The 21,923-nt window shown below is 67.2% G+C and carries 22 protein-coding genes and 2 pseudogenes; 19 read left to right on the top strand and 5 right to left on the bottom strand.

The window, feature by feature from the left end; genetic code table 11:
* The 5 genes and pseudogenes from RWX45_RS04965 to RWX45_RS04945 form a co-directional block, all read left to right on the top strand.
* Window positions 1-750: pseudogene (locus RWX45_RS04965) on the top strand (Tat pathway signal sequence); the annotation flags it as partial.
* Between the two features lie 165 nt (window positions 751-915).
* On the top strand, window positions 916-2,112 hold the full coding sequence (locus tag RWX45_RS04960; protein WP_316022662.1) for a cobalamin-independent methionine synthase II family protein: 1,197 nt from the start codon (window positions 916-918) through the stop codon (window positions 2,110-2,112).
* Window positions 2,113-2,305: 193 nt separating this feature from the next.
* Window positions 2,306-3,472, top strand: coding sequence for a histidinol-phosphate transaminase (locus RWX45_RS04955; protein WP_316022661.1), 1,167 nt, complete (start codon window positions 2,306-2,308; stop codon window positions 3,470-3,472).
* Entirely contained in the window at window positions 3,469-4,068 is a 600-nt protein-coding gene (gene hisB / locus RWX45_RS04950; RefSeq protein ID WP_316022660.1) for an imidazoleglycerol-phosphate dehydratase HisB, read from the top strand. Before RWX45_RS04955 ends, hisB begins: the two co-directional genes overlap by 4 nt.
* The gene (locus RWX45_RS04945; protein ID WP_316022659.1) at window positions 4,068-4,877 is read left to right on the top strand and encodes a hypothetical protein; all 810 of its coding nucleotides are present in this window, start codon (window positions 4,068-4,070) and stop codon (window positions 4,875-4,877) included. Before hisB ends, RWX45_RS04945 begins: the two co-directional genes overlap by 1 nt.
* A 107-nt stretch (window positions 4,878-4,984) precedes the next feature.
* Here RWX45_RS04945 and RWX45_RS04940 read toward each other — a convergent pair whose 3' ends face one another.
* Together RWX45_RS04940 and RWX45_RS04935 are read right to left on the bottom strand one after the other, a co-directional pair.
* Window positions 4,985-5,419: a hypothetical protein gene (locus RWX45_RS04940; protein ID WP_316022658.1), complete on the bottom strand. Its 435-nt coding sequence runs from the start codon at window positions 5,417-5,419 to the stop codon at window positions 4,985-4,987.
* Window positions 5,420-5,442: 23 nt separating this feature from the next.
* On the bottom strand, window positions 5,443-6,042 hold the full coding sequence (locus tag RWX45_RS04935) for a hypothetical protein (RefSeq protein WP_316022657.1): 600 nt from the start codon (window positions 6,040-6,042) through the stop codon (window positions 5,443-5,445).
* 295 nt (window positions 6,043-6,337) lie between these two features.
* On the opposite strand from RWX45_RS04935, the gene hisH reads away from it, so the two are divergent.
* The 7 genes and pseudogenes from hisH to RWX45_RS04900 all read left to right on the top strand — a co-directional run bounded on the left by hisH (window position 6,338) and on the right by RWX45_RS04900 (window position 11,237).
* Window positions 6,338-7,000 carry an imidazole glycerol phosphate synthase subunit HisH gene (hisH, locus tag RWX45_RS04930; protein ID WP_316022656.1) on the top strand — a complete coding sequence of 221 codons (663 nt, stop codon included), beginning with the start codon at window positions 6,338-6,340 and terminating at the stop codon, window positions 6,998-7,000.
* 50 nt (window positions 7,001-7,050) lie between these two features.
* A complete protein-coding gene (gene priA / locus RWX45_RS04925) occupies window positions 7,051-7,794 on the top strand; it encodes a bifunctional 1-(5-phosphoribosyl)-5-((5-phosphoribosylamino)methylideneamino)imidazole-4-carboxamide isomerase/phosphoribosylanthranilate isomerase PriA (RefSeq protein ID WP_316022655.1) in 744 nt (247 codons plus the stop codon).
* A 2-nt stretch (window positions 7,795-7,796) separates the two neighbouring features.
* The gene (locus RWX45_RS04920) at window positions 7,797-8,624 is read left to right on the top strand and encodes an SseB family protein (protein ID WP_316022654.1); all 828 of its coding nucleotides are present in this window, start codon (window positions 7,797-7,799) and stop codon (window positions 8,622-8,624) included.
* A gap of 292 nt (window positions 8,625-8,916) precedes the next feature.
* Window positions 8,917-9,426 (top strand): annotated as a pseudogene (gene infC / locus RWX45_RS04915) (translation initiation factor IF-3); the annotation flags it as partial.
* Window positions 9,427-9,689: 263 nt separating this feature from the next.
* Complete coding sequence (rpmI, locus tag RWX45_RS04910) at window positions 9,690-9,884, top strand: 50S ribosomal protein L35 (RefSeq protein WP_316022653.1); 195 nt, start codon at window positions 9,690-9,692, stop codon at window positions 9,882-9,884.
* Window positions 9,885-9,914: 30 nt separating this feature from the next.
* Complete coding sequence (gene rplT, locus RWX45_RS04905; RefSeq protein WP_316022652.1) at window positions 9,915-10,295, top strand: 50S ribosomal protein L20; 381 nt, start codon at window positions 9,915-9,917, stop codon at window positions 10,293-10,295.
* Between the two features lie 117 nt (window positions 10,296-10,412).
* Window positions 10,413-11,237: an RNA methyltransferase gene (locus RWX45_RS04900; protein WP_316022651.1), complete on the top strand. Its 825-nt coding sequence runs from the start codon at window positions 10,413-10,415 to the stop codon at window positions 11,235-11,237.
* Window positions 11,238-11,258: 21 nt separating this feature from the next.
* On the opposite strand, the gene RWX45_RS04895 is transcribed toward RWX45_RS04900, so the two are convergent.
* Both RWX45_RS04895 and RWX45_RS04890 read right to left on the bottom strand, forming a co-directional pair.
* The gene (locus RWX45_RS04895; protein ID WP_316022650.1) at window positions 11,259-11,915 is read right to left on the bottom strand and encodes a toll/interleukin-1 receptor domain-containing protein; all 657 of its coding nucleotides are present in this window, start codon (window positions 11,913-11,915) and stop codon (window positions 11,259-11,261) included.
* The gene (locus RWX45_RS04890) at window positions 11,908-14,337 is read right to left on the bottom strand and encodes a hypothetical protein (protein ID WP_316022649.1); all 2,430 of its coding nucleotides are present in this window, start codon (window positions 14,335-14,337) and stop codon (window positions 11,908-11,910) included. Before RWX45_RS04890 ends, RWX45_RS04895 begins: the two co-directional genes overlap by 8 nt.
* Window positions 14,338-14,663: 326 nt before the next feature.
* Here RWX45_RS04890 and RWX45_RS04885 point away from each other — a divergent pair, with 326 nt between their 5' ends.
* The 5 genes from RWX45_RS04885 to RWX45_RS04865 all read left to right on the top strand — a co-directional run bounded on the left by RWX45_RS04885 (window position 14,664) and on the right by RWX45_RS04865 (window position 19,303).
* Window positions 14,664-15,425 carry an amino acid ABC transporter ATP-binding protein gene (locus RWX45_RS04885; protein ID WP_316022648.1) on the top strand — a complete coding sequence of 254 codons (762 nt, stop codon included), beginning with the start codon at window positions 14,664-14,666 and terminating at the stop codon, window positions 15,423-15,425.
* Window positions 15,426-15,509: 84 nt separating this feature from the next.
* Entirely contained in the window at window positions 15,510-16,529 is a 1,020-nt protein-coding gene (locus RWX45_RS04880) for a glutamate ABC transporter substrate-binding protein (RefSeq protein WP_316022647.1), read from the top strand.
* A gap of 86 nt (window positions 16,530-16,615) precedes the next feature.
* Window positions 16,616-17,269 (top strand): amino acid ABC transporter permease, encoded by a 654-nt coding sequence (locus RWX45_RS04875; RefSeq protein WP_316022646.1) that lies wholly within the window; start codon window positions 16,616-16,618, stop codon window positions 17,267-17,269.
* Window positions 17,266-18,120 carry an amino acid ABC transporter permease gene (locus tag RWX45_RS04870; RefSeq protein WP_316022645.1) on the top strand — a complete coding sequence of 285 codons (855 nt, stop codon included), beginning with the start codon at window positions 17,266-17,268 and terminating at the stop codon, window positions 18,118-18,120. Before RWX45_RS04875 ends, RWX45_RS04870 begins: the two co-directional genes overlap by 4 nt.
* Window positions 18,121-18,223: 103 nt before the next feature.
* Window positions 18,224-19,303, top strand: a complete 1,080-nt coding sequence (locus RWX45_RS04865) for an inositol-3-phosphate synthase (protein ID WP_316022644.1) — start codon at window positions 18,224-18,226, stop codon at window positions 19,301-19,303.
* Between the two features lie 135 nt (window positions 19,304-19,438).
* On the opposite strand, the gene RWX45_RS04860 is transcribed toward RWX45_RS04865, so the two are convergent.
* Window positions 19,439-19,651, bottom strand: a complete 213-nt coding sequence (locus tag RWX45_RS04860) for a hypothetical protein (protein WP_316022643.1) — start codon at window positions 19,649-19,651, stop codon at window positions 19,439-19,441.
* Between the two features lie 19 nt (window positions 19,652-19,670).
* Here RWX45_RS04860 and pheS point away from each other — a divergent pair, with 19 nt between their 5' ends.
* Window positions 19,671-20,759: a phenylalanine--tRNA ligase subunit alpha gene (gene pheS / locus RWX45_RS04855; RefSeq protein ID WP_316022642.1), complete on the top strand. Its 1,089-nt coding sequence runs from the start codon at window positions 19,671-19,673 to the stop codon at window positions 20,757-20,759.
* A gap of 1 nt (window position 20,760) precedes the next feature.
* A partial coding sequence (locus RWX45_RS04850; protein ID WP_316022641.1) for a phenylalanine--tRNA ligase subunit beta occupies window positions 20,761-21,923 on the top strand: 1,163 nt, incomplete at its 3' end.

Genomic DNA, 21,923 nt, shown 5'->3' with positions numbered 1-21,923 from the left:
GTGCGCATCGTCGTCGAGGACGCCGATGACGCGGAGGAAATCGCCGCCTGGCGCAACACCATTGCTGCCCTGCAAGCCGCGGGTTGCCTGGTGGTCGTGCAATTGTGCGATTCTGCCTACCTCGCCGACTTCGACACAGAAACCTGGGACGCCCGCGTGCGCCTCTTTCTCGCGACCTTCCCTGAAGCCGACGCGTGGGAAATCGGCAACGAGCTGGGCGGGTCCTGGGCTGGGGAGGACGCCGTGGACAAGACCCTGCGCGCCGCTCGGGCTGTGCGCAGCAACCCGGCAACCAAGGCGGCCACCACCCTGCTCACCCTCTACTACCAACTGGGGCAGGACGATGCCGCGCACTCCCTATTCACGTGGGCGCAGCACGAACTGGATGAGGCGCTCCGCGAGCTCACCGATGTCATCGGGTTGTCCGTCTATCCGCAGTGGCATCCGTTGGGGGCGGCCGCTGACCGGGTACTGACAACCCTGGCCTCTACCTTTCCCGGAAAGCTCCTTGCTCTGACCGAACTCGGATACGGCGCGGACGACCTCAATGACGGTCCCTGGTGGTTCGGCTCCGAAACCGACATGGAGTCCGGCCGCACCGCTGTGGCCACCCACCTGACCAGCGTCGCCCTGGGGCGCCCGCAGGCGTGGGGAGCCCCGTTTTGGTGGTACTACCTCGAAGACGAAGCACCGGGCGCCCCCGGCGGACCGGTCTCGCCCGCCCTCGCGCAGGCGGCTGCGACGCGGTAGCCGCCTCCCTGGGCGCCGCGAGGACTGGCGGCATCGGTTGTGTATGCTGGCACCACCACACCATCCAGAGCGGCCGAGAGACCTGGCTCGTCGACGCCGCAGCAACCACGCCCCGGATACACCGGTGGCGCAGTGCTCCAGCCAGGACCGATGGAAGGAAACCCCATGAGTACCCAGATCCGTACCACCCACGTCGGCTCTCTGCCCCGCACCGATGCGCTCCTGGCGGCCAATGCCGCTCACGCGGCCGGGACACTTGACGACGCTGCGCTCGCGGACGTCGTCGCCACCGAGACCGACACCGTCGTCGCCCGTCAGGCCGAGCTCGGCCTCACGATCGTCAACGACGGCGAATACGGCCACGCCATGACCGAGAAGGTCGACTACGGCGCCTGGTGGTCCTACTCCTTCAGCCGCTTCAGCGGCCTGGAGCTGCTCGACCAGTTGCCCGAGCGCAAGCCCACCCCGGCCGGCAAGCTCGAGCTGGACGCCATGACCGACCGCCGCGACTGGGTCGCCTACGCCGACGCCTACTCCGACCCCACCTCCGGCATCCATCTCGCCACTCGGCGCCCCTGGGTGTTCCCGGTGGTGACCGGCGAGATCCGCTACACCGGGCAGGAGGTGGTCGCCCGCGATATTGCCGCCCTCAAGCGCGGCCTGGAGCGGACCGGCAAGCCGCTGAGCGAAGGCTTCGTGGCCTCCATCAGCCCCGCCGCCGCCGCACGGGTCGGCAACTACTACTACGCCGACGATGAGGCCGCCGTGTGGGCGTGGGCCGACGCTCTGCGCGAGGAGTACCAGGCCATCACCGATGCCGGGCTCACCGTCCAAATCGACGCCCCCGACCTGGCCGAGTCCTGGGACCAGTTCACTACCGAGCCGTCCTTGGAGGACTACCGCCGCTTCTCCGCGGTGCGCATTGAAGCTCTCAACCACGCCCTGGAGGGCATTGACCCCGATCGGGTCCGCTACCACGTGTGCTGGGGCTCCTGGCACGGGCCGCACTCCACCGACCTCGGCTTTGACAAGATCGTTGACCTCGCCCTGTCCGTCAACGCCAATGGGCTGAGCTTCGAGGCCGCCAACGTCCGTCACGAGCACGAGTGGAAGATCTGGCGGGACACCGCTCTGCCCGACGGCAAGTACCTGATCCCGGGCGTTGTCTCCCACGCCACCAATGTCCTCGAACATCCCGAGTTGGTGGCGGACCGTATCGAGCGTTTCGCCTCGCTGGTGGGGCCCGAGCGGGTGGTGGCTTCCACCGACTGCGGTCTGGGCGGCCGCGTCCACTCCCACATCGCCTGGGCCAAACTGGGCTCCCTCGTCGAGGGCGCTCGGCTGGCTTCCGCTCGTTTCTAAGCCCCCTGTCGGCGAGCGAGCCCGAGGCTGCGCTCGAAGAGAGGCTTCTCATCGCGGTGGCGGGACCGCCCGTCATCGCCGCGGGCAACCCACTCACCCCCAGCGGATTGATTCCACGGGGGCGAGTGGGTTGTTCCGTGCTGCCGCCGACGGCGAACATCAAGGCGTCAAGACATCAGTAGACTCTTGCGCCGTGACCGTTCTTCCACTGCGGCCCGATCTGGCCGGCTGCGAACCCTATGGCGCTCCCGAGCTGGACGTGCCCGTACGTCTCAACGTCAACGAGAACCCCTATCCACCCAGCCCCGCTGTCGTTTCGGACATTGCTCAGGCGGTCGCCCGGGCGGCGGCGGGTCTCAACCGCTACCCGGATCGCGATTTTCCCGAGCTGCGTGCGGCCCTGGCCGACTACCTCGCCGTCGAGTCCGGTGTGCGCCTCAGCTGGGAGCAGATATGGGCGGCCAACGGCTCCAACGAGGTCATGCTGCACGTGCTGCAGGCCTTCGGCGGGCCGGAACGTACCTGCCTGTCCTTCACCCCCACCTACTCCATGTACCCCGAGTACGCCCGCGACACCCTGACGCGGTACGTCACCTGCCCCCGCCGGGATGACTTCACGCTCGACGTGGACGCAGTGACCGAGGCGATCAAGCGCGAGCGCCCCGCCGTCATCATCCTCGCCAGCCCCAACAACCCCACCGGCACGGCGCTCCCGCTCGACGACGTCGTGGCCATCCTTGAAGCCGCCCGGGAATGCGGCCCCGCTGGGGTCGCCGGCACCGACGGGACTCGGGACACGCACTGCGTCGTGGTCATTGATGAGGCCTACGGGGAGTTCCGCCGCCCCGGCGTGCCCAGCGCGCTGGAGCTGCTGGGACGCACCGACGCCTCCGGAGGCGCGCGCTACCCGCATCTGGCCATTGCCCGCACCATGAGCAAGGCCTTCGGCATGGCGGGCCTGCGACTCGGCTATCTGGCCGCCTCGCAGGAGCTGGTTGACATGCTCCGCATTGTGCGTCTGCCCTATCACCTGTCCGCCGTCACCCAGGCCACCGCCCTGGCCGCGTTGTCCCACCGCGACGAGCTCATGAGCCAGGTGGCCTCGCTGCGCGCCGAACGGGACGGCCTGGTGGACTGGCTGCGCCAACAGGGCTGGACGGCCTACGATTCCGACGCCAACTTCGTCCTGTTTGGCCCGTTCGCCGATCGCGAGGCGGTCTGGCAGGGCCTCCTCGACCGTGGTGTGCTCATTCGCGTCGTCGGCCCGGACGGGTATCTTCGGGTATGCGTCGGCACCCCCGCAGAGATGGAGCGTTTCCGCAACGCCCTCATCGCCGTCACCAAGGAAGACCACGTATGAATCGCACCGCCCGCATCGAACGCACCACCAGCGAGTCCTCCGTCATCGTTGAACTCGACCTGGACGGCACTGGCAGGACCGATATCTCCACGACGGTCCCCTTCTACGACCACATGCTCACCGCCCTGGGAAAGCACTCCCTCATCGACTTAACCGTGCGCGCCTCCGGCGACACCGACATCGACGTCCACCACACGGTGGAGGACACCGCCATCTGCATCGGCGAGGCCCTGAGGCAGGCGCTGGGCGACAAACGCGGCATCCGGCGTTTCGGCGACGCCCTCGTGCCCCTCGACGAGGCCCTGGCGCAGGCCGTCGTCGATGTCTCGGGCCGCCCCTACCTCATGCACGACGGCGAGTCCGAGGCCTTCATCCATCACCTCATCGGTGGGCATTTCACCGGCTCCATGGTGCGGCATGCCTTCGAGGCGATCGCCTATCACGCCGGTATCTGCCTGCACGTGCGCGTCCTGTCCGGGCGCGACCCCCACCACATCGCCGAGGCCGAGTTCAAGGCCCTGGCCCGTGCGCTGCGGGCCGCCGTGGAGCCCGACCCCCGCGTGGACGGCATCCCCTCAACCAAAGGTGCCCTGTGATGCATGACGACCACTCCACCGGCCCGGCCGGACGCCCCGACGACGACTCCGACATCGATGCCGAGTTCGCCGCCATGATGGAGGGCATCGAGCTGCCCTCCGAGCCGGAGGACGACGACGGCGGACCGGTGTCGCTCAACGACGTCCCCCACAACATTTACGGCGCACCCGGCTCCGCCGACGACGACGGCCTCACCCCCGAGCAGCTTGCCGAGGTCGAGGCCCTGGCCGCCGCGCTCGGTGCCGGCGAGAGTGCCGACGAAAGCGACGTTGCCACCCACCCCAAGGCCGTCAAGATTGCCGTGGTGCTCACCCCACTGGCGAGTGCCGACGCCCTGGCCTCCTTGTGCGCGGCAAGCGGGTTGGACTGCACGGTGGTGCCCGCCCGCTCCGGGGCCGTAGCCGTCAAGGAATTCGTGTCCGCACACGCCGAATGGGACATCGCCGAACTCCTCGGCGGCGTGGATAGCGAGCCCGCCGAGGCGGCCGAACTCGCCGGGGCACTCTCACGCCTCAGCCGGGCCGGAGTGGTGCTGATGACCGCTGATCTCGCCACCGACGTCGGCATTGACTCCGGTCTGTCGGGCACCATCACCGCCCGCCGCTATTACAACGGCGAGGCGGCGGAGGAGACCAGCGCCGGGCTGCTGCTGGCCTCGGCGGACCAGGAGATTGAGGACATTCTCCTGGGCGTGGTCCGCGCGGAGGATGTCCACGGCGCAATCAAGACCAGCGAGGTGAAGCCGGGGCGGATGATGCGCTGGCTGGGCCGCAGCATGCGCGGACGCCTGCGCCCCGACGACAAGTGAGCGCGTCGTCCCCAAAGCGCTAACAGGGGGATGTGCCCGATGCCGTCGGCATCGGGCACATCCCCCTGGCACTCATGTGGTCAAGAGCTTGCGCTCCGCTCGGTCCATCACCGCGCTGGGGCCGCAGCCGGCAGAGCCGCAGTTCGCGCGGGACCGTGCATGATGACGGCTGCGCGGACAACGAGGCCCACCGCGACGATGCCGCAGACCACGGCTGGCGCGGTGACCTCCTGCCAGTACGAGCTCAAGACGTTTGGGGTGTGGAGCGTTGTCTGAAGGGTGTACAGGGCACCTGCGGCGAAGCCCAGCGCCACGAGGAGAATAACGACACCCGCGAGCAGCGCGTTGCGCCTGTGCACGGCGTCGAGGAGGATCTCAGAGGCGGCGATGGCCACCATGCTCAGAGCGAGAGCGATGGCGAGCGTCCACGTCACGGCTGAGAATGGGTTGAGCTGATGCGTGAACCTGTACCCGGCGTAGAGGTCGAGTGCAACGAACACGATGAGGGAGATGACGGGTCCGACGACCTTGCGAGTCCTCATGTCTTACCTCGGTTCTGTCTCTGTCAGTACATGTTGGGAGGGCTGCACGTGTATTTCGTGCAGCATTTCGATGCTTTCCCTGCGAGCGACGTTGCTATGCAGAGTATCTGAGCAGGTGTCGGGAGGACGCCACAGGCCGTTTCAAGCCACCCGGGAGCAATGCCCTTGAGACATGAGAGGCTGTAGTTCGTGCAGCGGTGAACCAGGCCTGAGGGGCAGGCGCCGTTTGTCGTCGCGCTGAGGCTGGCGGTGGATCCCTCCTCCGCGAAAGAAGGCGGATTCTCGTATGCGACTGATTCTGCGCTCTCGGTGAGGACGAGAACCGTGTCGGAAGATTCGTCGTCTTGCTCGACGGAGACGTCGATGAAGGGGAGTGCTTGCGTGTCCCCGGTGCTCTTGTCTCTATCGAAGCCACCGATGAGGTATCCATCGCTGTCGTTTTGCACGACGAGAACTCGGTCGAAAGTAGTGTATTCCGCCACTACACCAGCCAGCACATCTTCCTCATTGAGCAGGTTAGGGTCGTAGGCGGCAGTCGTGCCAGTCTCTGTCTGATCCTGCACAAGGGTGTAGTCCAATTCGGAGACTGCCTCGTCTAAACCTCCCTTGTCAAGAGTACTCACCGAGTAAGCGGACGTGTCGCAGGGACTCGAGGTGACGGTCTGGGATGGGGCGTCAATCGGCGCACCTATACCGGCGAGGGCAATGCTCGCGGATAGGAAGATGGCTGATGGGGGGGCAATGCTAGGGACAATCATGACTACTCCTCGTGGTCGATGGATGCAGGGTTCCTAGGCGGCTCCATGCTAACACTGAGAGTGTGAGTTCCACAACAGGTGTGCTTGTCTGCGCTACGGCTGCGGGTGTGCCCCTGAGACACGGATGCCGAGCCTCTCAACGCCCCGGTAGTCTGTGGACATGACCAGCAAGCGCGTTGTTGTCCTGTCCTACGGAAGCGGAAACGTGCGTTCAGCTGTGCGCGCCCTTGAGCGCGTCGGGGCGCGCGTGGAGCTGACCGCGGATCCGACCGCCGTGGAGAATGCGGATGGTCTGGTCGTCCCCGGGGTCGGTGCCTTCGCCGCCGTCATGGAGCAGCTGCGCCGCGTCGATGCGCCCCGGCTCATCGACCGCCGCCTGGCCGGGGGCCGGCCGGTGCTTGGCATATGCGTGGGCATGCAGGTCATGTTCGCGGCCTCGACCGAACACACCGAATCCGGGAGCGAACCAGTACCCGGCCTGGGGCAGTGGCCCGGCATTGTCTCCAAGCTGGAGGCCGACGTCGTCCCCCATATGGGCTGGAGCCAGGTGCGTCCTGCCGCTGACACGGTGCTTTTCGACGGGCTGTACGACGACGCCGGCTCCGAGCGCTTCTACTTCGTGCACTCCTACGCCGCCAAGACCGACCCCGCCGACCTGCTCACGGCCGGTCCGACCCGCCTGCCGCGCGCCACCTGGGCCACACACGGCGAGGACTTCGTGGCCGCCGTCGAGAACGGGGCGCTGAGCGCCACCCAGTTCCACCCGGAGAAATCCGGCGACGCCGGCGCGCAACTTCTGCGCAACTGGCTCACCACCCTCTGAACCGGCGCGTTTCCACGCCCGCCCCAACCCGTCACCCAAGGAGGTCGACCATGCTCACCCTTCTCCCGGCCGTTGACGTCGCCTACGGCAAGGCCGTCCGCTTGCTGCGAGGCGAAGCCGGAAGCGAAACCGACTACGGCAGCCCCGTCGACGCCGCCCGCGACTGGGCGGCGGCCGGAGCCGAGTGGATCCACCTGGTCGACCTTGATGCGGCCTTCGGGCGTGGCACCAACGCCCCGCTGCTCGCCCGCATCGTCGGCGAGGTCGAGGTCAAGGTCGAGCTGTCTGGCGGCATTCGGGACGACGAGTCCTTGGGGCGGGCCCTGGCCGCAGGAGCCGCCCGCGTCAACCTCGGCACGGCCGCTCTGGAGGACCCCGACTGGACCGAACGCGTCATCGCCGAGCACGGCGACAAGATCGCTGTCGGGCTGGACGTGCGCGGCACCACGCTGGCCGCCCGCGGGTGGACCAAGGAGGGCGGGAACCTGTGGGAGACGCTCGACCGTCTCAACGCCGTCGGCTGCGCCCGCTACGTGGTCACCGATGTGACCAAGGACGGCACGCTCATGGGGCCCAATATTGAGCTGCTGCGCGAGGTGTGCGCCCGCACCAGCGCCCCGGTCGTCGCCTCCGGCGGCATCGCCCAACTGGAGGACCTGCGCGCACTCGCCCGCCTGGAGCCGGACGGGCTCGAGGGCGCGATCGTCGGCAAGGCGCTGTACAACGGCAACTTCACCCTCCAGGAGGCCCTGGCCGCATGCCGCGACGAGGACCTCTCCGCGGGGGCGCGGTAACCATGGCCGACACTGCCCACGGCCCGGCCGCGGACGGGACCACCCCGGCGCTGCCCGAAGACCTACAGGTGGCGGCCGCCATGGCCGCCCGCAGTCGGCTGGAGCGCCTGCTCGCCGCCCCCACACCCTTCGCTCACGACGACGGCTCGGCCGATCCCACGGTCACCGCCGCCCTGAACGCCGAGGGCCTGGCGCGCCACGAGTACCTCGACCAGCTCCTGGCTGCGCTGTCGGCGAGCCGGCTCATTGTGCCGGTGGCCGCTCACTCGATCGGCGAACCCGCGCGACTACAACTGGGAGAGACCGCCCCGGCCGCCCATGAGCCGCACACCAACGACGCCGCCGAGGACGCCGTGGACCTCGCCGTCAGGCTCGCCGACGGCCACCTGGCCCTGCCGGTGTTCACCTCGGCGGCCGCTGCCGCAGCCTGGCGCGACGACGTGCGACCGGTACCGGTTTCGCCGCAGCGCGCCGCCCAAGTCGCCTGCATGAGCACGGACCAGCTGTGGGTGCTCGACCCGGGAACCCGCGATCTGCGTTTGCCGCGTCCCGCCGTGGTCGCGCTGGCCGGGGGAGAGGACTGGATCCCCTCCTGGCGCAATGAGCCGGTGCAGACGGAGGTCGCCGCGCAACTCGGCGCCGTCGACGGCGTCACCGGGGTCGCCTTCGCGCCGGGGGAGAGCGCCGAGCTGCGCATCTTTATCCGCGTGGATGCTTCCGCCGGCACGCCGGCCGTTGCCGCGACCCTGGAGGCCTGCCAGTACGTCATGGTCAACCCGGCCTGGGGGGAGCTCATCGACACCGTCGAGCTGTGCCCCGTGCCCGGCTGACACGCGTGGGCGGATTCACGTCCTCCTCGACGACGGCGTGGGGATGCGGCCCGCACAAGCTGCTATGCTTCAGCACTGACCGGCCGGAGTTCCTGCTCCGGCACGCAAGCGGAGAAATCCCACCTGGGTCCCCAGCGGGGGCCGGGTCATGCCGAGGCAACACGACTCGGCGGCGGCGGCGTGCTCACGTCGTCGTCGGGCTCATAGGAGCACATGAAAGGCCTTCGCGCGCGGATGCGGCGAAGGCCTTCTTCGTTGCGGCGGTCACCACTGCCAAGAGTGAGGAACAGTCATCAGCGAGCCCCGTATCAACGAACGGATCCGCGTCCCCGAGGTGCGGCTTGTCGGACCCAGCGGTGAGCAGGTCGGCATTGTCCGGGTGGAGGACGCGCTCCGCCTGGCCGAAGAGGCAGGCCTCGACCTCGTAGAGGTCGCCCCCGACGCACGCCCCCCGGTGTGCCGGCTCATGGACTACGGCAAGTTCAAGTACGAGTCGGCCATGAAGGCACGCGACGCCCGGCGCAACCAGGCCAACACCCAGCTCAAGGAAATCCAGTTCCGCCCCAAGATCGACGAGCACGACTACGCCACCAAGATGGGGCACGTCGAGCGCTTCCTCAAGGGCGGCGACAAGGTCAAGTGCATCGTCCGCTTCCGCGGACGCGAGCAGTCCCGCCCGGAGCTGGGCATCAGGCTGCTGCAGCGCGTGGCCGAAGAGGTTGCCGAACTGGGCAACATCGAGTCGCACCCGCGTCAGGACGGCCGCAACATGGTCATGGTTCTGGCCCCCACCCGCAAAAAGGCGGAGGTCAAGTCGGACCAGCGGCGGCGTCGTGAGGCCGCCCGCGCCACTCGCCGGGCCGAGAAGCAGGCCGCCAAGGCGGCTCGCGAGGCCAAGGCGGAGGCGAAGACCACCGAGACGGCAGGTGAGGGTGCACACAGTACCGACGCCTGAGCAGTAGACCCGTTAGCCGCGGGTATGCGATCAGACCCAGCCCCGTCCACGGATGGGGTCCGCAGCCCCTGGCCCCACCCGGCGCCAGGGACCGAGAAGAGGAAATAACTATGCCGAAGAACAAGACGCACTCCGGTGCTAAGAAGCGCTTCCGGGTGACCGGAAGCGGCAAGCTCATGCGCGAGCGGGCCGGCAAGCGCCACCTGCTGGAGGTCAAGTCCTCCCGCCGCAAGCGCAGGCTGTCGAAGGACCAGGTGGTGTCCAAGGCTGACGCCCGCCAGGTCAAGAGGCTGCTCGGTCGCTGACCGCCCCACAACACAACAAGGAGTCATCACATGGCACGTGTGAAGCGGGCTGTTAACGCCCAGAAGAAGCGTCGTACCGTCCTCGACCGCGCCTCCGGTTACCGCGGGCAGCGCTCCCGCCTGTACCGCAAGGCTAAGGAGCAGGTCACCCACTCCGGCGTGTACGCCTTCCGCGACCGCCGCGCCCGTAAGGGCGACTTCCGCCGTCTGTGGATCCAGCGCATTAACGCTGCGGCCCGCGCCGAGGGCATGACCTACAACCGGTTCATGCAGGGACTGGGTCTGGCCGGCGTGGAGATCGACCGCCGCATGCTCGCCGAGCTGGCCGTCAACGAGCCCGCCGCCTTCAAGGCGCTGGTCGAGACCGCCCGCAAGGCCCTGCCCGCGGACGTCAACGCCCCCAAGGCCTGAGTCTGACGCGTCGGCAGGCGCGTGACCTGCCGCCATACGTGAGTCGGCCCCCTCATCGAGTTACCGCATGGGACTCGAATGAGGGGGCCGACTTCTTCATGCCGGTAACCTGCGTGCATGAACGCAACCGGGATCCTGGACAACCCCGCGGCTACCCGCATTACCCGCGTAGCTGGGCTTTCCCGGCGCGCTGCCCGCACCAAGCACCGCCGCTTCATCGTCGAGGGACCGCAGGGGGTGCGTGAGGCGGTGCGGTGCGCACCCGAGCACGTCATCGACCTGTACCTCACCCCGGAGGCGGCCCGGAACTACTCGGATATTGCCGACGCCGCTGCGGCCGCTGAGCTGTACACCCACCTGGTGACGCCTGCGGTCATGCGGGCCATGAGCGAAGACGCCCAGGGCATTGTCGCCGTCGTCGGCGCAGCGGCGGTCGCCGCGCCGGCCGCCGGACTGGGGGAGGCGCTGCAGGGCGCTCGGCTGGTTGCTGTACTTACCGAGACTCAGGACCCCGGCAACGCCGGCACCATCATCCGTGCTGCGGACGCCGCCGGCGCCGACGCCGTCGTGCTGGTCAAGGGCAGCGTCGACCCAACGAACCCGAAGGTCGTGCGCTCCACCGCCGGTTCGCTGTTCCACCTGCCCGTGCTCGCCGGCGTCTCCCTGGAGGAGACGCTGGACGCGCTCAGACACGCGGGCATCGCCGTGCTCGCCGCCGATGGGCACGGCGAGGTCGACCTGTTCGGAGCCGAGGCGGCCCTGGCCGCGCCGTCGGCCTGGCTGCTCGGCAACGAGGCCCGCGGCTTGAGCGCCGACGTGCTGGCGCAGGCCGACACCGTGGTGTCCATCCCCATCTTCGGGCGAGCCGAGTCCCTCAACGTCGCCTCCGCCGCCGCCCTCTGCCTGTACGCCAGCGCGCGGGCGCAGCATGCGCATGCATGATTGTCTGCCAGCGGTGGGTGCTTATGAGTTTGGTGGTCCGACACGTTTCTTGAGCCAGTTGAGCACGCTGACCCGCCAGCGGCGGCTGCCCTGCTCCTGCCACTCGACGGCATCGCGCACCTGCCGGTTCGATTCGGCGGCGTCCACGACTCTGCTCCATTCGGACTCGGACAGCGTTCCTGCCAACGCCAGCGCAGCGGCGCACTGTCTGGTTTCCTTGAAGCTGTTGGAATGCTTAAGGGCGCTCAATAGTCCAGCGACTAATTGATCCCGTGTGTTTTTCTGACCGGCGAGCCACTGGAGTACCTGCTCCGCGATGGAGTCCGCCTGCTCCGGGTGCTCGGGGAGCAGAGCCTGGTTACGAGCAAGGAAGCCTGCGGGGACCTCGGTCTCGGCGTACTGGATCCACAGAATCGGCACATGGCGGCCGAGCGCCCAACCGACCTCCTGCTGACACCATGGCCGGGTCGAGTACCCCTTCGTGCCCACGGAGATGAGCGCCGCGCTGGCCTCCAGCTGGGTCCGGATGGTCTGTTCCCAGTCGGCACCGGGACGGATCGAGTGCTGGGCCATGACGGCGTCGACGTGCATCGTGGACAGAGCGCCGTGCAGTTCCGTGGCAGCGGCCGTTCCCTCGGGGTCCTCGTTGTAGCTGAGGAAGACCTTCATCTCAGTCATCGCCTTCTCCGCAGCTTGAGTGATGGGTTGTGGGGAGGCTTTGCGAGCTGGAGGCGCTGAGCCCGCGCACAATCAGGCCTGCCAGTTCTGAGGCCCGTTGAGTGGTGGCCAGGCGTCTCAGGTCGGCGTCGTCGAGGCCCGTCAGGGCAGGGTCGAATCCGTCGCGGATCTCCTCGACTGCGTCCCGGTATGCGGGCAGTGCGCGGACAGCTGCAAGCGAGGCGTCCGAAACCGGAAGCGCCTCACCAATCCCAATCTCGTGCGCCACAATAGCGGCTGCACCGCCGAAGCCTCCGGCGATGAACAGGGGCTGTTTGGCGCGAATCGTGTACAGGGCCTCCTCGACGATTCCCGGAATGGTGCCTAGGTATCCTCCGGGGTTTGATTGGGATGCGGGAGTGGTCTTCCCGCCGATCAACAGTCTGGAATCGCAGCATTGCGGCAGCGCAGCACGAACCTTGCTGTAGGCACGCGCTAGGGCCGTGGGATCGGAGTCGGTCCATAGCTGTGTTTTGTCACTGACTTTTTGGAAGCTTCCGTGCTCGTCGATGATACAGATTTTCCCGGCGACGGCGAGCGAGTTATCCTTCTGCTTGAGCAGCTCTAAAGTGTCGTTTTCTCGCAGCACCATGCGTGGCACCGTGAGCTTGAACATGGGACCCGGGTGGATCGGATCCTCTGCTGTACTAGTAGTACTGCTGCGACGGTGCCGCTCCAGTTTCGCGGCTTCAATGTACCGTTCTACGGTGTCTATCACTGCCGCCGTGAGGTCCGGTGCGTGGGTTCCGATAGCGCCCGCATAGGTCACGCCGCCCCCGGCCAGGAGCATCATCTGCGCGACTTCCGCTACTGCCAGCTCCAGATGCCGCTCGGACAGGCCGAGTTCCCCCAGGTCCGGACTCTTCGCCATGGAGATCCCAAGCATGCGCGAGGCGAGTGGTCGTTTCAGTGCCAGGTTCGGAACGGTGAGCGTGGGTTCACCGTTGCCCCACGTGCCTCCGGCAGCGAAGAAGGTACGTGGTGTGAGCAGATGCACCTGCTCCCGGTCATACCCGGACAGCGCACAGAGCTTGACCATGATCTCGTGCTCGGGCGGCAGCAGTGGTGGGTCCGGGTGCATCAGCCAGAGGTGATGGTCCTGTGGAAAGGCGTGTTTGTGGGCGGTCAGGAAACTCGTGAGCATCAGCGGCTCGGGCGGATGCACCGGGGCCGCGTCAAAACCGTCGTTATTGGATCCGCCATCGGTATCTGGTCGGGAGCTTGACTCCGAATGCACCTGGGATGATGCGCTGCCGAGTCTGCGCTCAACGTCGCGGGGAATGTCCTGGCGCCGCCACAGGGCTCGCTTGAGCGCCTCGTCGACCAGACGGTTCAGTGCCGTGACCACAGCTCGTTCCTGCTGGGACTCCAGTGCGTGCTGGGAAACATCTTGCGCTGCGGGCTTCTGCGGGTAGGCCACCGTGGGTACGTGATCCATGAGGAATGAACCTCGCTGCTCACCATTGGTCAGTGAGCTCAGACAAACTACGGGCATATCCGCCTGCTTGGCCTCCAGCACCTCTCGCTGTGTCCACTCCCGGGAGGCGTACTTGTCGGTGCGCACCATGAACAGGGCGCTGTGGCTGGCTCCGCTACGTATAGCGATGTCCCACTTCTCCCCGGGCTGCAGGTCATGGGTGTCGATGAATGGCTTGAGTCGTGTCCGGTCGGCGAGGGCATGAACCTTGGCCACGGGGCCACATGGGTTGATGCCCTTGTGGTCGGCGTCGGGGATGTCTCCCCGGGCGTGAGAGATGAATACGGTGAGCTTGTCCGGGTCGCCCGGCTCATGCAGCAGGTTTTGGATGATTGCCTGCCCGAGATCTCGGGCCAGCGCGCCGTGATCGGTGGCAGGACTGCCGTCGGCTTCCTGCTGAAGGGTGCAGGAAATCCCCAGACCTTCCATCAAGCGGGCGACGGGGGTGCCCACGGTTTCGATACGGGACTTGGGTAGCACCGGCAGCACCAGGACGTTGCCGCGGGCGGTGGCGTCGTCCCGAAGGTGGATTAGGCTCTTCAGATACTTGCGCCAGGGTCCGTCCTCCATGCTGGCCCGAACCAAGTTCGGGCCGACGACCACCAGCACCACGGAGAATAGTGCCGGCGAGTTTGCCAGTTTGGGCCCACCGCCAGCACTGCCGATCTGGGACGTGATCACGAGTGGTTCGTCGGATCCGGGCGCTGGCCGGGAGCGCCCGTAGACCTCAATCGCGCCACCGGCCAGTCCGGAGAAGACCTCGGAGTGGTAGTGGTAGAACAGTTCGTCGCAGATCGTCTGCCCGACCTGGTCGTCGGGGTACCAGACCACGAAGATGTCGAGGACCGTGGGGGAAGGGGCGGGTTGGCGGGGGGCGACAGCGGTGTCGACTGTGTCAGGGATCATGACAGGATCGTAGTTGGCGGCGTTACTGCGGAAGTGCTTTCTAACCGGTTGAGTCCACTCTCGTCTCGGCTGCCGAGACGAGTCTGTGAGGCTGGTCGCAGCGCGTTCGAATGCTGGTATTCCGCGCTGACTCGGCATTGCGTGGGTGCTAGTGTGCACGCGACATGCACGGCGCCCAGACGCCGTCGGCGCGTCGCACCGGCAGCGGGTGGCCCGCTGCCGCGGATTAGAACCGGAGGAAACACAGTGGACATGCGAATGTGTTGCTGTAGCTGTCGCTGAGACAGCCCCGGTCCCATTCGCCCTCGACAAAGAATGAGGCATCCATGCCTATTCCCGCCACGCCCACCGATCGCCCCCTGGTGCACATGAGCCACATCACCAAGTACTACGGTGACTTCAAAGCGCTCGACGACGTTTCCCTGGATATTCACGCCGGTGAGGTGGTCGCCGTCATCGGGGCCTCCGGCTCGGGCAAGTCGACGCTGTGCCGCACCATCAACCGACTCGAAACCATCCAGTCCGGCACCATCGAGATCGACGGCGAGTACCTGCCCGAGGAGGGCCGCGAGCTCGCCCGTCTGCGCGCCGATGTGGGCATGGTGTTCCAGTCCTTCAACCTGTTCCCGCACCGCACCGTGCTGGACAACATCACCCTCGCCCCCACCCGCGTACGCAAGGTACCCAGGGCCGACGCCGAGGCCCGCGCGTACCAACTGCTCCAGCGCGTCGGGCTGGCCGACCAGGCCGCCAAGCGCCCGCCCCAGCTCTCCGGCGGGCAGCAGCAGCGAGTCGCCATCGCCCGCGCTTTGGCCATGGACCCCAAGATCATGCTCTTCGACGAACCCACCTCTGCGCTCGATCCGGAGATGATTAACGAGGTCCTCGACGTCATCAAGGACCTCGCCGCCGACGGCATGACCATGCTCGTGGTCACCCACGAGATGGGGTTCGCACGCTCCGTGGCCGACCGCGTCGTCTTCATGGACGGCGGCCAGATCGTTGAAGTCGGCGCTCCTGCTGACTTCTTCGCCTCCCCGCGCACCGAGCGGGCACGTGACTTCCTGTCCAAGGTACTCAGCCACTAATACACATCCACAACCCACCTCGCCCCTGAACCGAACCGGATACTCCGACTAGCGATTCCGCCGTCGGTCCCGAAAGGAGACACCATGTCTGTTCTCTCCCGCCGCAGCCTGCTCACCGCCACCGGGGCGGCCTCTCTCGCCGCCGTGCTGGCGGCCTGCGCCGACACCGGTGCCGACGGCCAGGCCATCGACGCATCCACCTCCGCCGCGACTACCGCCGTCGACTACGACACCGTCATCAACTCCGGTCCCGTGGCCGCCGACGACGTGGTGGCGGCTTCCACCTGGGCCTCGGCCATCCGCGAGGCGGGTGTCTTCAACACCGGCGGTGTCATGACCTCAGAGGTCTTCTCCCTGGAGGACCCGGCCACGGGTGAGGTCTCCGGTTTCGACGCCGCCATCGCCCAAGCGCTGGCCCGCTACATCATCGGCGGCGACGACGCTCGCTCCTTGCTCAAGATCACGCAGGTCACCTCCGACACTCGCGAGACGCTCCTCGAGAACGGCCAGGTCGACGCGGTCTTCGCCACCTACACCATCACCCCCGAACGTGCCGAGAAGATCTCCTTCGCCGGTCCCTACTACTCCTCCGGCCAGTCGGTCATGGTGCGTGCTGACGACACCGAAATCAACGGTGTGGATGATCTGGTCGGCGTCAAGGTCGCGGTGCAGTCCAACTCCTCCTCCGGCCCGGCCCTGGACGAAGCCGCTCCGAAGGCGGAACAGGTCCAGTTCACCGACCACGCCAGCTGCGTGGCGGCCCTGGAGGCGGGACAGGTCGATGCCTACGTGGTTGATCAGTCGCTCCAGCTCAGCGAGGCGCAGTCCAACGAGGCCATCAAGATCGTGGGCGACCCCTTCACGCAGGACCCCTACGGCATCGGCCTGCCCAAGGACTCCGACGCCCAGGACTTCGTCAACACCTTCCTGCAGACGATCTACGACGACGGCACCTGGAACGCCATCTGGAGCGCCACCATCGGCGCCATCATGGGTGGCGAGGCTCCCGAGCCGCCCGTCATCGGTTCCGTTCCCGGCTCCGAGACAGCCGATGCGGCGTCCAACGCATCCGCCGACGCTGCGACGGCAGAAGCCACCGACTAACGCGGCCACACCTGCCAACCCATGACCACGCGCGCCGGGTGCCGGCCCTTCCCGAGCCAGCACCCGGTCGCCCGGAGGAGGCGCCCATGAATGTCATTACCGACAACCTCGGCATGATCGGCCAGGGCCTGGCGACAACCCTCACGATCGCCGTCATCGGCTATGTGTGTGCCCTTGTGGTGGGGACCCTCATCGCGGTTTTCCGGGTGAGCCCGATACCCCCGCTGCGTGCGCTCGGGGCCGCCTGGGTCACGGTGGCGTGCAATATCCCCACCCTGTGCCTCATGATCCTGGCGGCATTCGCAGCTCCGCGCGCGGGCGTGCCACTGTCTCTGTTTGCAGCCGCCGTCACGGCCATCGTCTTCTCCGCCTCCGGTTTCGTATGTGAGACGGTACGTTCGGGCATTAACTCGGTGGCCAAGGGGCAGATCGAGGCGGCTCGGGCCCTGGGCATGTCCTTCGGCCTCATCATCCGCGCCATCGTGCTGCCGCAGGCGCTTGCCCGCACCATCCAGCCGTTGGTCAATATCTTTATCTCCTGCCTCATTGGCTCCTCCTTGGCAGCCGCCATCGGCGTGTCGGAGCTGACGAACGTGACCCAACAGCTCAATCTGCGTTACGCCCAAGCGGTGGTCACCTTCCTCACCTCCGGGGTGACCTACCTGGTCATTGCCTTCCTCGCCACCAAGGTCGGCGGTTTGCTGGAGCGCCGCATCACCGGACGGGAGGCCCGCGCATGAGCGTGCTCACTACTCGCGTCCCCGCACGAACCACCGGCGCTACCGACGCCGACCTGCTCTTCGACGCCCCCGGCCCCAAAGGCCGCCGTCGCATCGCTATGACCTCGGTGCTCGTTACCGTGGTGGTGGTGGCGCTGGTGGCGGCCGCACTCGTCCAGCTTGGTGAGGCGGGCCAGCTCGCCTACCCCAAGTGGCGCTACTTCCTGGGGCAGTCGGTGGTGCGTTACCTGGGGCGGGCACTCGCCGACACTCTGCTGGTGACGGCGGTCGGCGCCGCCCTGTCCTTCCCGCTGGGAATCGGTCTGGGATGGTTGCGCCTGAGCCGCTCCGCGCTGGTACGGGCGGTGGCGGGGGTGTGGATTGACGCCATGCGCGCCATCCCCATGCTGCTGCTCATCTACTTCTTCCTGCTGGCAGTGCCGCGCTGGGGACTGACGCTGTCGCCCTTCTGGATGCTCACCGTCCCCATCGTCATGTGCTCCTCGGCAACGACGGCCGAGGTCTTCCGCTCCGGGGTGTTGGCCCTGGACCGAGGACAAACCGAGGCCGCCCAGGCGCTGGGATTAAGTGGTGGCCAGACCATGCGGCTCATTTTGGCGCCGCAGGCCCTGCGACTCATGCTGCCGACGCTCATCACCCAGCTGGTCACGATCCTCAAGGATTCCTCGCTCGGCTATGTGGTCGCCTACCTGGAACTCATGTATGCCGGGCGGTTGCTGACGTCGTCGGCCCGGGTTACTGCGCACCTGGACGTCTACCTGCCTGCCTACGTCATCATTGCTCTCATCTACGTGGTCATCAACTGGGCGCTGGGCGCCGCCGCGCGGCGCGTGGAGGCACGCACCCGCTGAGTGCTGGGCATTCACGGGCGTGACATGCCCTGTCCAGGGCACATCGCTAGAATCGCGCGCGTCAGATCCGTGAACGGTCGTTGTTGACCGATGAGGAGAACAGATGAGCAAGATTCGTGTCGCCATCGTCGGCGTGGGCAACTGCGCGTCGTCGTTGGTGCAGGGTGTCACCCACTATGCCGATGCCAAACCTACTGACACGGTGGGCGGCCTCATGCACGTCCAGTTCGGTGACTACCACATCTCGGACATCGAGTTCGTGGCTGCCTTCGACGTCGATGCCGCGAAGGTGGGGTTGGACCTCGCCGACGCGATCAATGCGTCCGAGAACAACACCATCAAGATCGCCGACGTCGCTCCGACCGGTGTGACAGTCCAGCGCGGCGTCACCCTCGACGGCTTCGGCAAGTACTACCGGGAGACCGTGCAAGAGTCTCCCGAACCGCCAGTCGACGTGGTCCAGGCGCTCAAGGACGCCCAGGCCGACGTCGTCGTCTCCTATCTGCCGGTGGGCTCGGAGGAGGCCGACCGCTACTACGCCCAGTGCGCCATCGACGCCGGCTGCGCCTTCGTCAACTGCCTGCCGGTATTCATCGCCTCCGACCCGGCCTGGGCCCAGAAGTTCACCGACGCCGGCCTGCCCATCATCGGCGATGACATCAAGTCGCAGATCGGCGCCACCATCACCCACCGTGTGCTGGCCCGCCTGTTCGAGGAGCGCGGCATCACCATTGATCGCACCTACCAGCTCAACGTTGGCGGCAACATGGACTTCAAGAACATGTTGGAGCGCGAACGGCTGATGTCGAAGAAGATCTCCAAGACCCAGGCCGTCACCTCCAACGTCTCCAAGCAGTTCGACGAGAAGGACATCCACGTCGGCCCCTCCGACTACGTCGGCTGGTTGGACGACCGCAAGTTCGCCTTCGTGCGCCTGGAGGGACGCAACTTCGGCGGGGCCCCGGTCAGCCTGGAGTACAAGCTCGAGGTGTGGGACTCCCCGAACTCCGCCGGCGTGGTCATCGACGCCATCCGGGCCGCCAAGATTGGCCTGGACCGCGGCATCGGCGGCCCGCTGCTGTCCCCGGCGTCCTTCTTCATGAAGTCCCCGCCGGTCCAGCGCCCCGACGAGGAGGCGATGGACTCCACCGAAGCCTTCATCCGGGGAGAGGTCGAGCGCTGACCCTTCAGGTCCGCTACGCACCCATGTAGGACGGCCCGCAGCAATGATGAGCGTTGCTGCGGGCCATCCAGTAGCTGCGCGTACTTAGTCTCATTGTCCTGATCTCTGCGGTGAGCCAGTCGCTCACAATGCCGCTCAGATCCCGCCGAGGTCGCGACGCCGGTAGGCGGCCAGGCCGATGAGCGCGCAGGCGACGTCGAGATGCTGCCCACCCTCGACCCGGGCGAGCAGCCCGAGCCGGTGGTAGTGACCAGCCGTGTCCGCAGCCAGACCACAGCCGCGGATGAGACGATTTCGGGCACTCGCGGGGCGCGGACTAATCTGGCCCCGGAGAAATCCCCGACTCATCTGGTGGAAGGCACCGCATATGACTGACGCCCCCGGCGCACTCTCGCCAACGGACGAGGCCGGCGTCAACGCCCTCGTCGCCCAGGCCCTGGCCGCCATCGACGCCGCCGATACCCCGGCTGCACTCAAGGAGGCGCGCCTGACCTACTCCGGCGATTCCTCCGCCCTTGCCCTGGCCAACCGGGGCATTGGCAAGCTCCCGGATCGGGAGGCCAAGGCAGCCGCCGGCAAGCTGCTCGGCGGTGCCCGGAGCCGCATCGCCGCCGCCCTGGCGGCGCGCCAGGAGGTACTCGAGGCCGAGGCCGAGGCGCGCATGCTTATCACCGAGGCCGTCGACGTCACCGTCCCCACCAACCGCACTCCGGCCGGCGCCCGCCACCCCCTCGACGTCCTCATGGACGAGGTCTCCGACTTCTTCACCGCCATGGGTTGGTCCATTGCCGAGGGGCCGGAGGTCGAGCACGAGTGGTTCGACTTCGACGCCCTCAACTTCGACGCCGACCACCCGGCCCGCCAAATGCAGGACACCTTCTACATCGACGGCGCCAGTGTGGGCGGCGACCCGGGGGCGACGGCGAACCTGGTCCTGCGCACCCACACCTCCCCGGTGCAGGCGCATGTCATGCTCCACCAGGCACCCCCGATCTACGTGGCCTGCCCGGGCAAGGTCTTCCGCTCTGACGAGCTCGATGCCACCCACACCCCGGTCTTCCACCAGGTGGAGGGTCTGGCCGTGGACAAGGGCCTGACCATGGCCCATCTCAAGGGCACCCTCGACCACTTCGCCCGCGTCATGTTCGGCCCCGAGGCCCGCACCCGACTGCGTCCCTCCTTCTTCCCCTTCACCGAGCCCAGCGCCGAGATGGACCTGTGGTTCCCCCAGAAGAAGGGGGGAGCCGGCTGGATCGAGTGGGGCGGCTGCGGCATGGTCAACCCCAATGTGCTCATTGCCTGCGGCATTGACCCCGATGAGTACACCGGCTTCGCCTTCGGCATGGGCCTGGAGCGCACCCTCATGCTGCGCCACGGCATCGCCGACATGCACGACATCGTCGAGGGCGATATCCGCTTCTCCCAGCAGTTCGGCATCACCGGAAGGGGAAACTGACATGCCCTACGTCCCGATTGAATGGCTCCGCGAGCACGTCGACGTCCCCGCCGGGACGACCGCGGCCGAACTCGCCGCCGACCTGGTCAAGGTCGGTCTGGAGGAGGAACGCATCGTTCCCCCCGCCGTCACCGGCCCGCTCGTCGTCGGCCGGGTGCTCACCCGTGACGCCAAGGAACAGAGCAACGGCAAGCTCATCAACTACTGCCGGGTTGACGTTGGGGCGTACAACGACGCCCCCGGCACCGGCAAGGAGCCCTCGGATCTGCCCAGCCGTGGCATCGTCTGCGGCGCCCACAACTTCGACGTCGGGGACACCGTCGTCGTCTGCCTGCCCGGTGCGGTCCTGCCCGGTGACTTCGCCATCTCCGCCCGCAAGACCTACGGGCACGTCTCCGACGGCATGATCTGCTCTGAGCGCGAACTCGGCATCGGGGACGACCACTCCGGCATCATCGTGCTGGACCGCTGGCTGGCCGCCCACGGCCGGGCCAATGAAGAGATCCCCGCCCCGGGCACCGACGCCATCGGCATTCTCGGCCTGGGCGAGGAGGTCCTGGAGATCAACATCACGCCGGATCGCGGCTACTGCTTCTCCATGCGCGGGGTGGCTCGCGAATACTCCCACGCCACCGGCGCCGCCTTCACCGACCCGGCCGATGCCACCAACCCCGAACTGTTCCCCAACGGCGTTACCGCCGCGGGCGAAGGCGGCTTCCCGGTCCACTTCGCCGCGGACACCGCGCCCATCCACGACCGTCCCGGCGTCGATCGCTATGTGGCACGCGTCGTGCGCGGCATTGACCCCAACGCCGCCTCGCCCAAGTGGATGCAGGACCGCCTGACCGCCGCCGGCATGCGTCCGATCAGCCTGGCCGTGGACGTGACCAACTACGTCATGTTGGACCTGGGCCAGCCGCTGCACGCCTTCGATGCCAACAAGCTTTCCGGGCCCATCGTGGTGCGCCGCGCCAAGGCGGGGGAGACCCTCACCTTCCTCGACGAGGTCACCCGCACCCTCGACGCCGAGGACCTGCTCATCTGCGACTCTCCGGCCGGGGAAGGCTCCCGACCGCTGGTGCTGGCGGGCGTCTTCGGCGGGGCGGAGACAGAGATCGACGCCACCACCACCGACGTGCTCATCGAGGCCGCCCACTTCGATCC

Source organism: Actinomyces sp. MRS3W (assembly GCF_032465695.1).
Taxonomy (GTDB): domain Bacteria; phylum Actinomycetota; class Actinomycetes; order Actinomycetales; family Actinomycetaceae; genus Actinomyces.
This window is presented reverse-complemented; position numbering and strand designations above follow the sequence as displayed.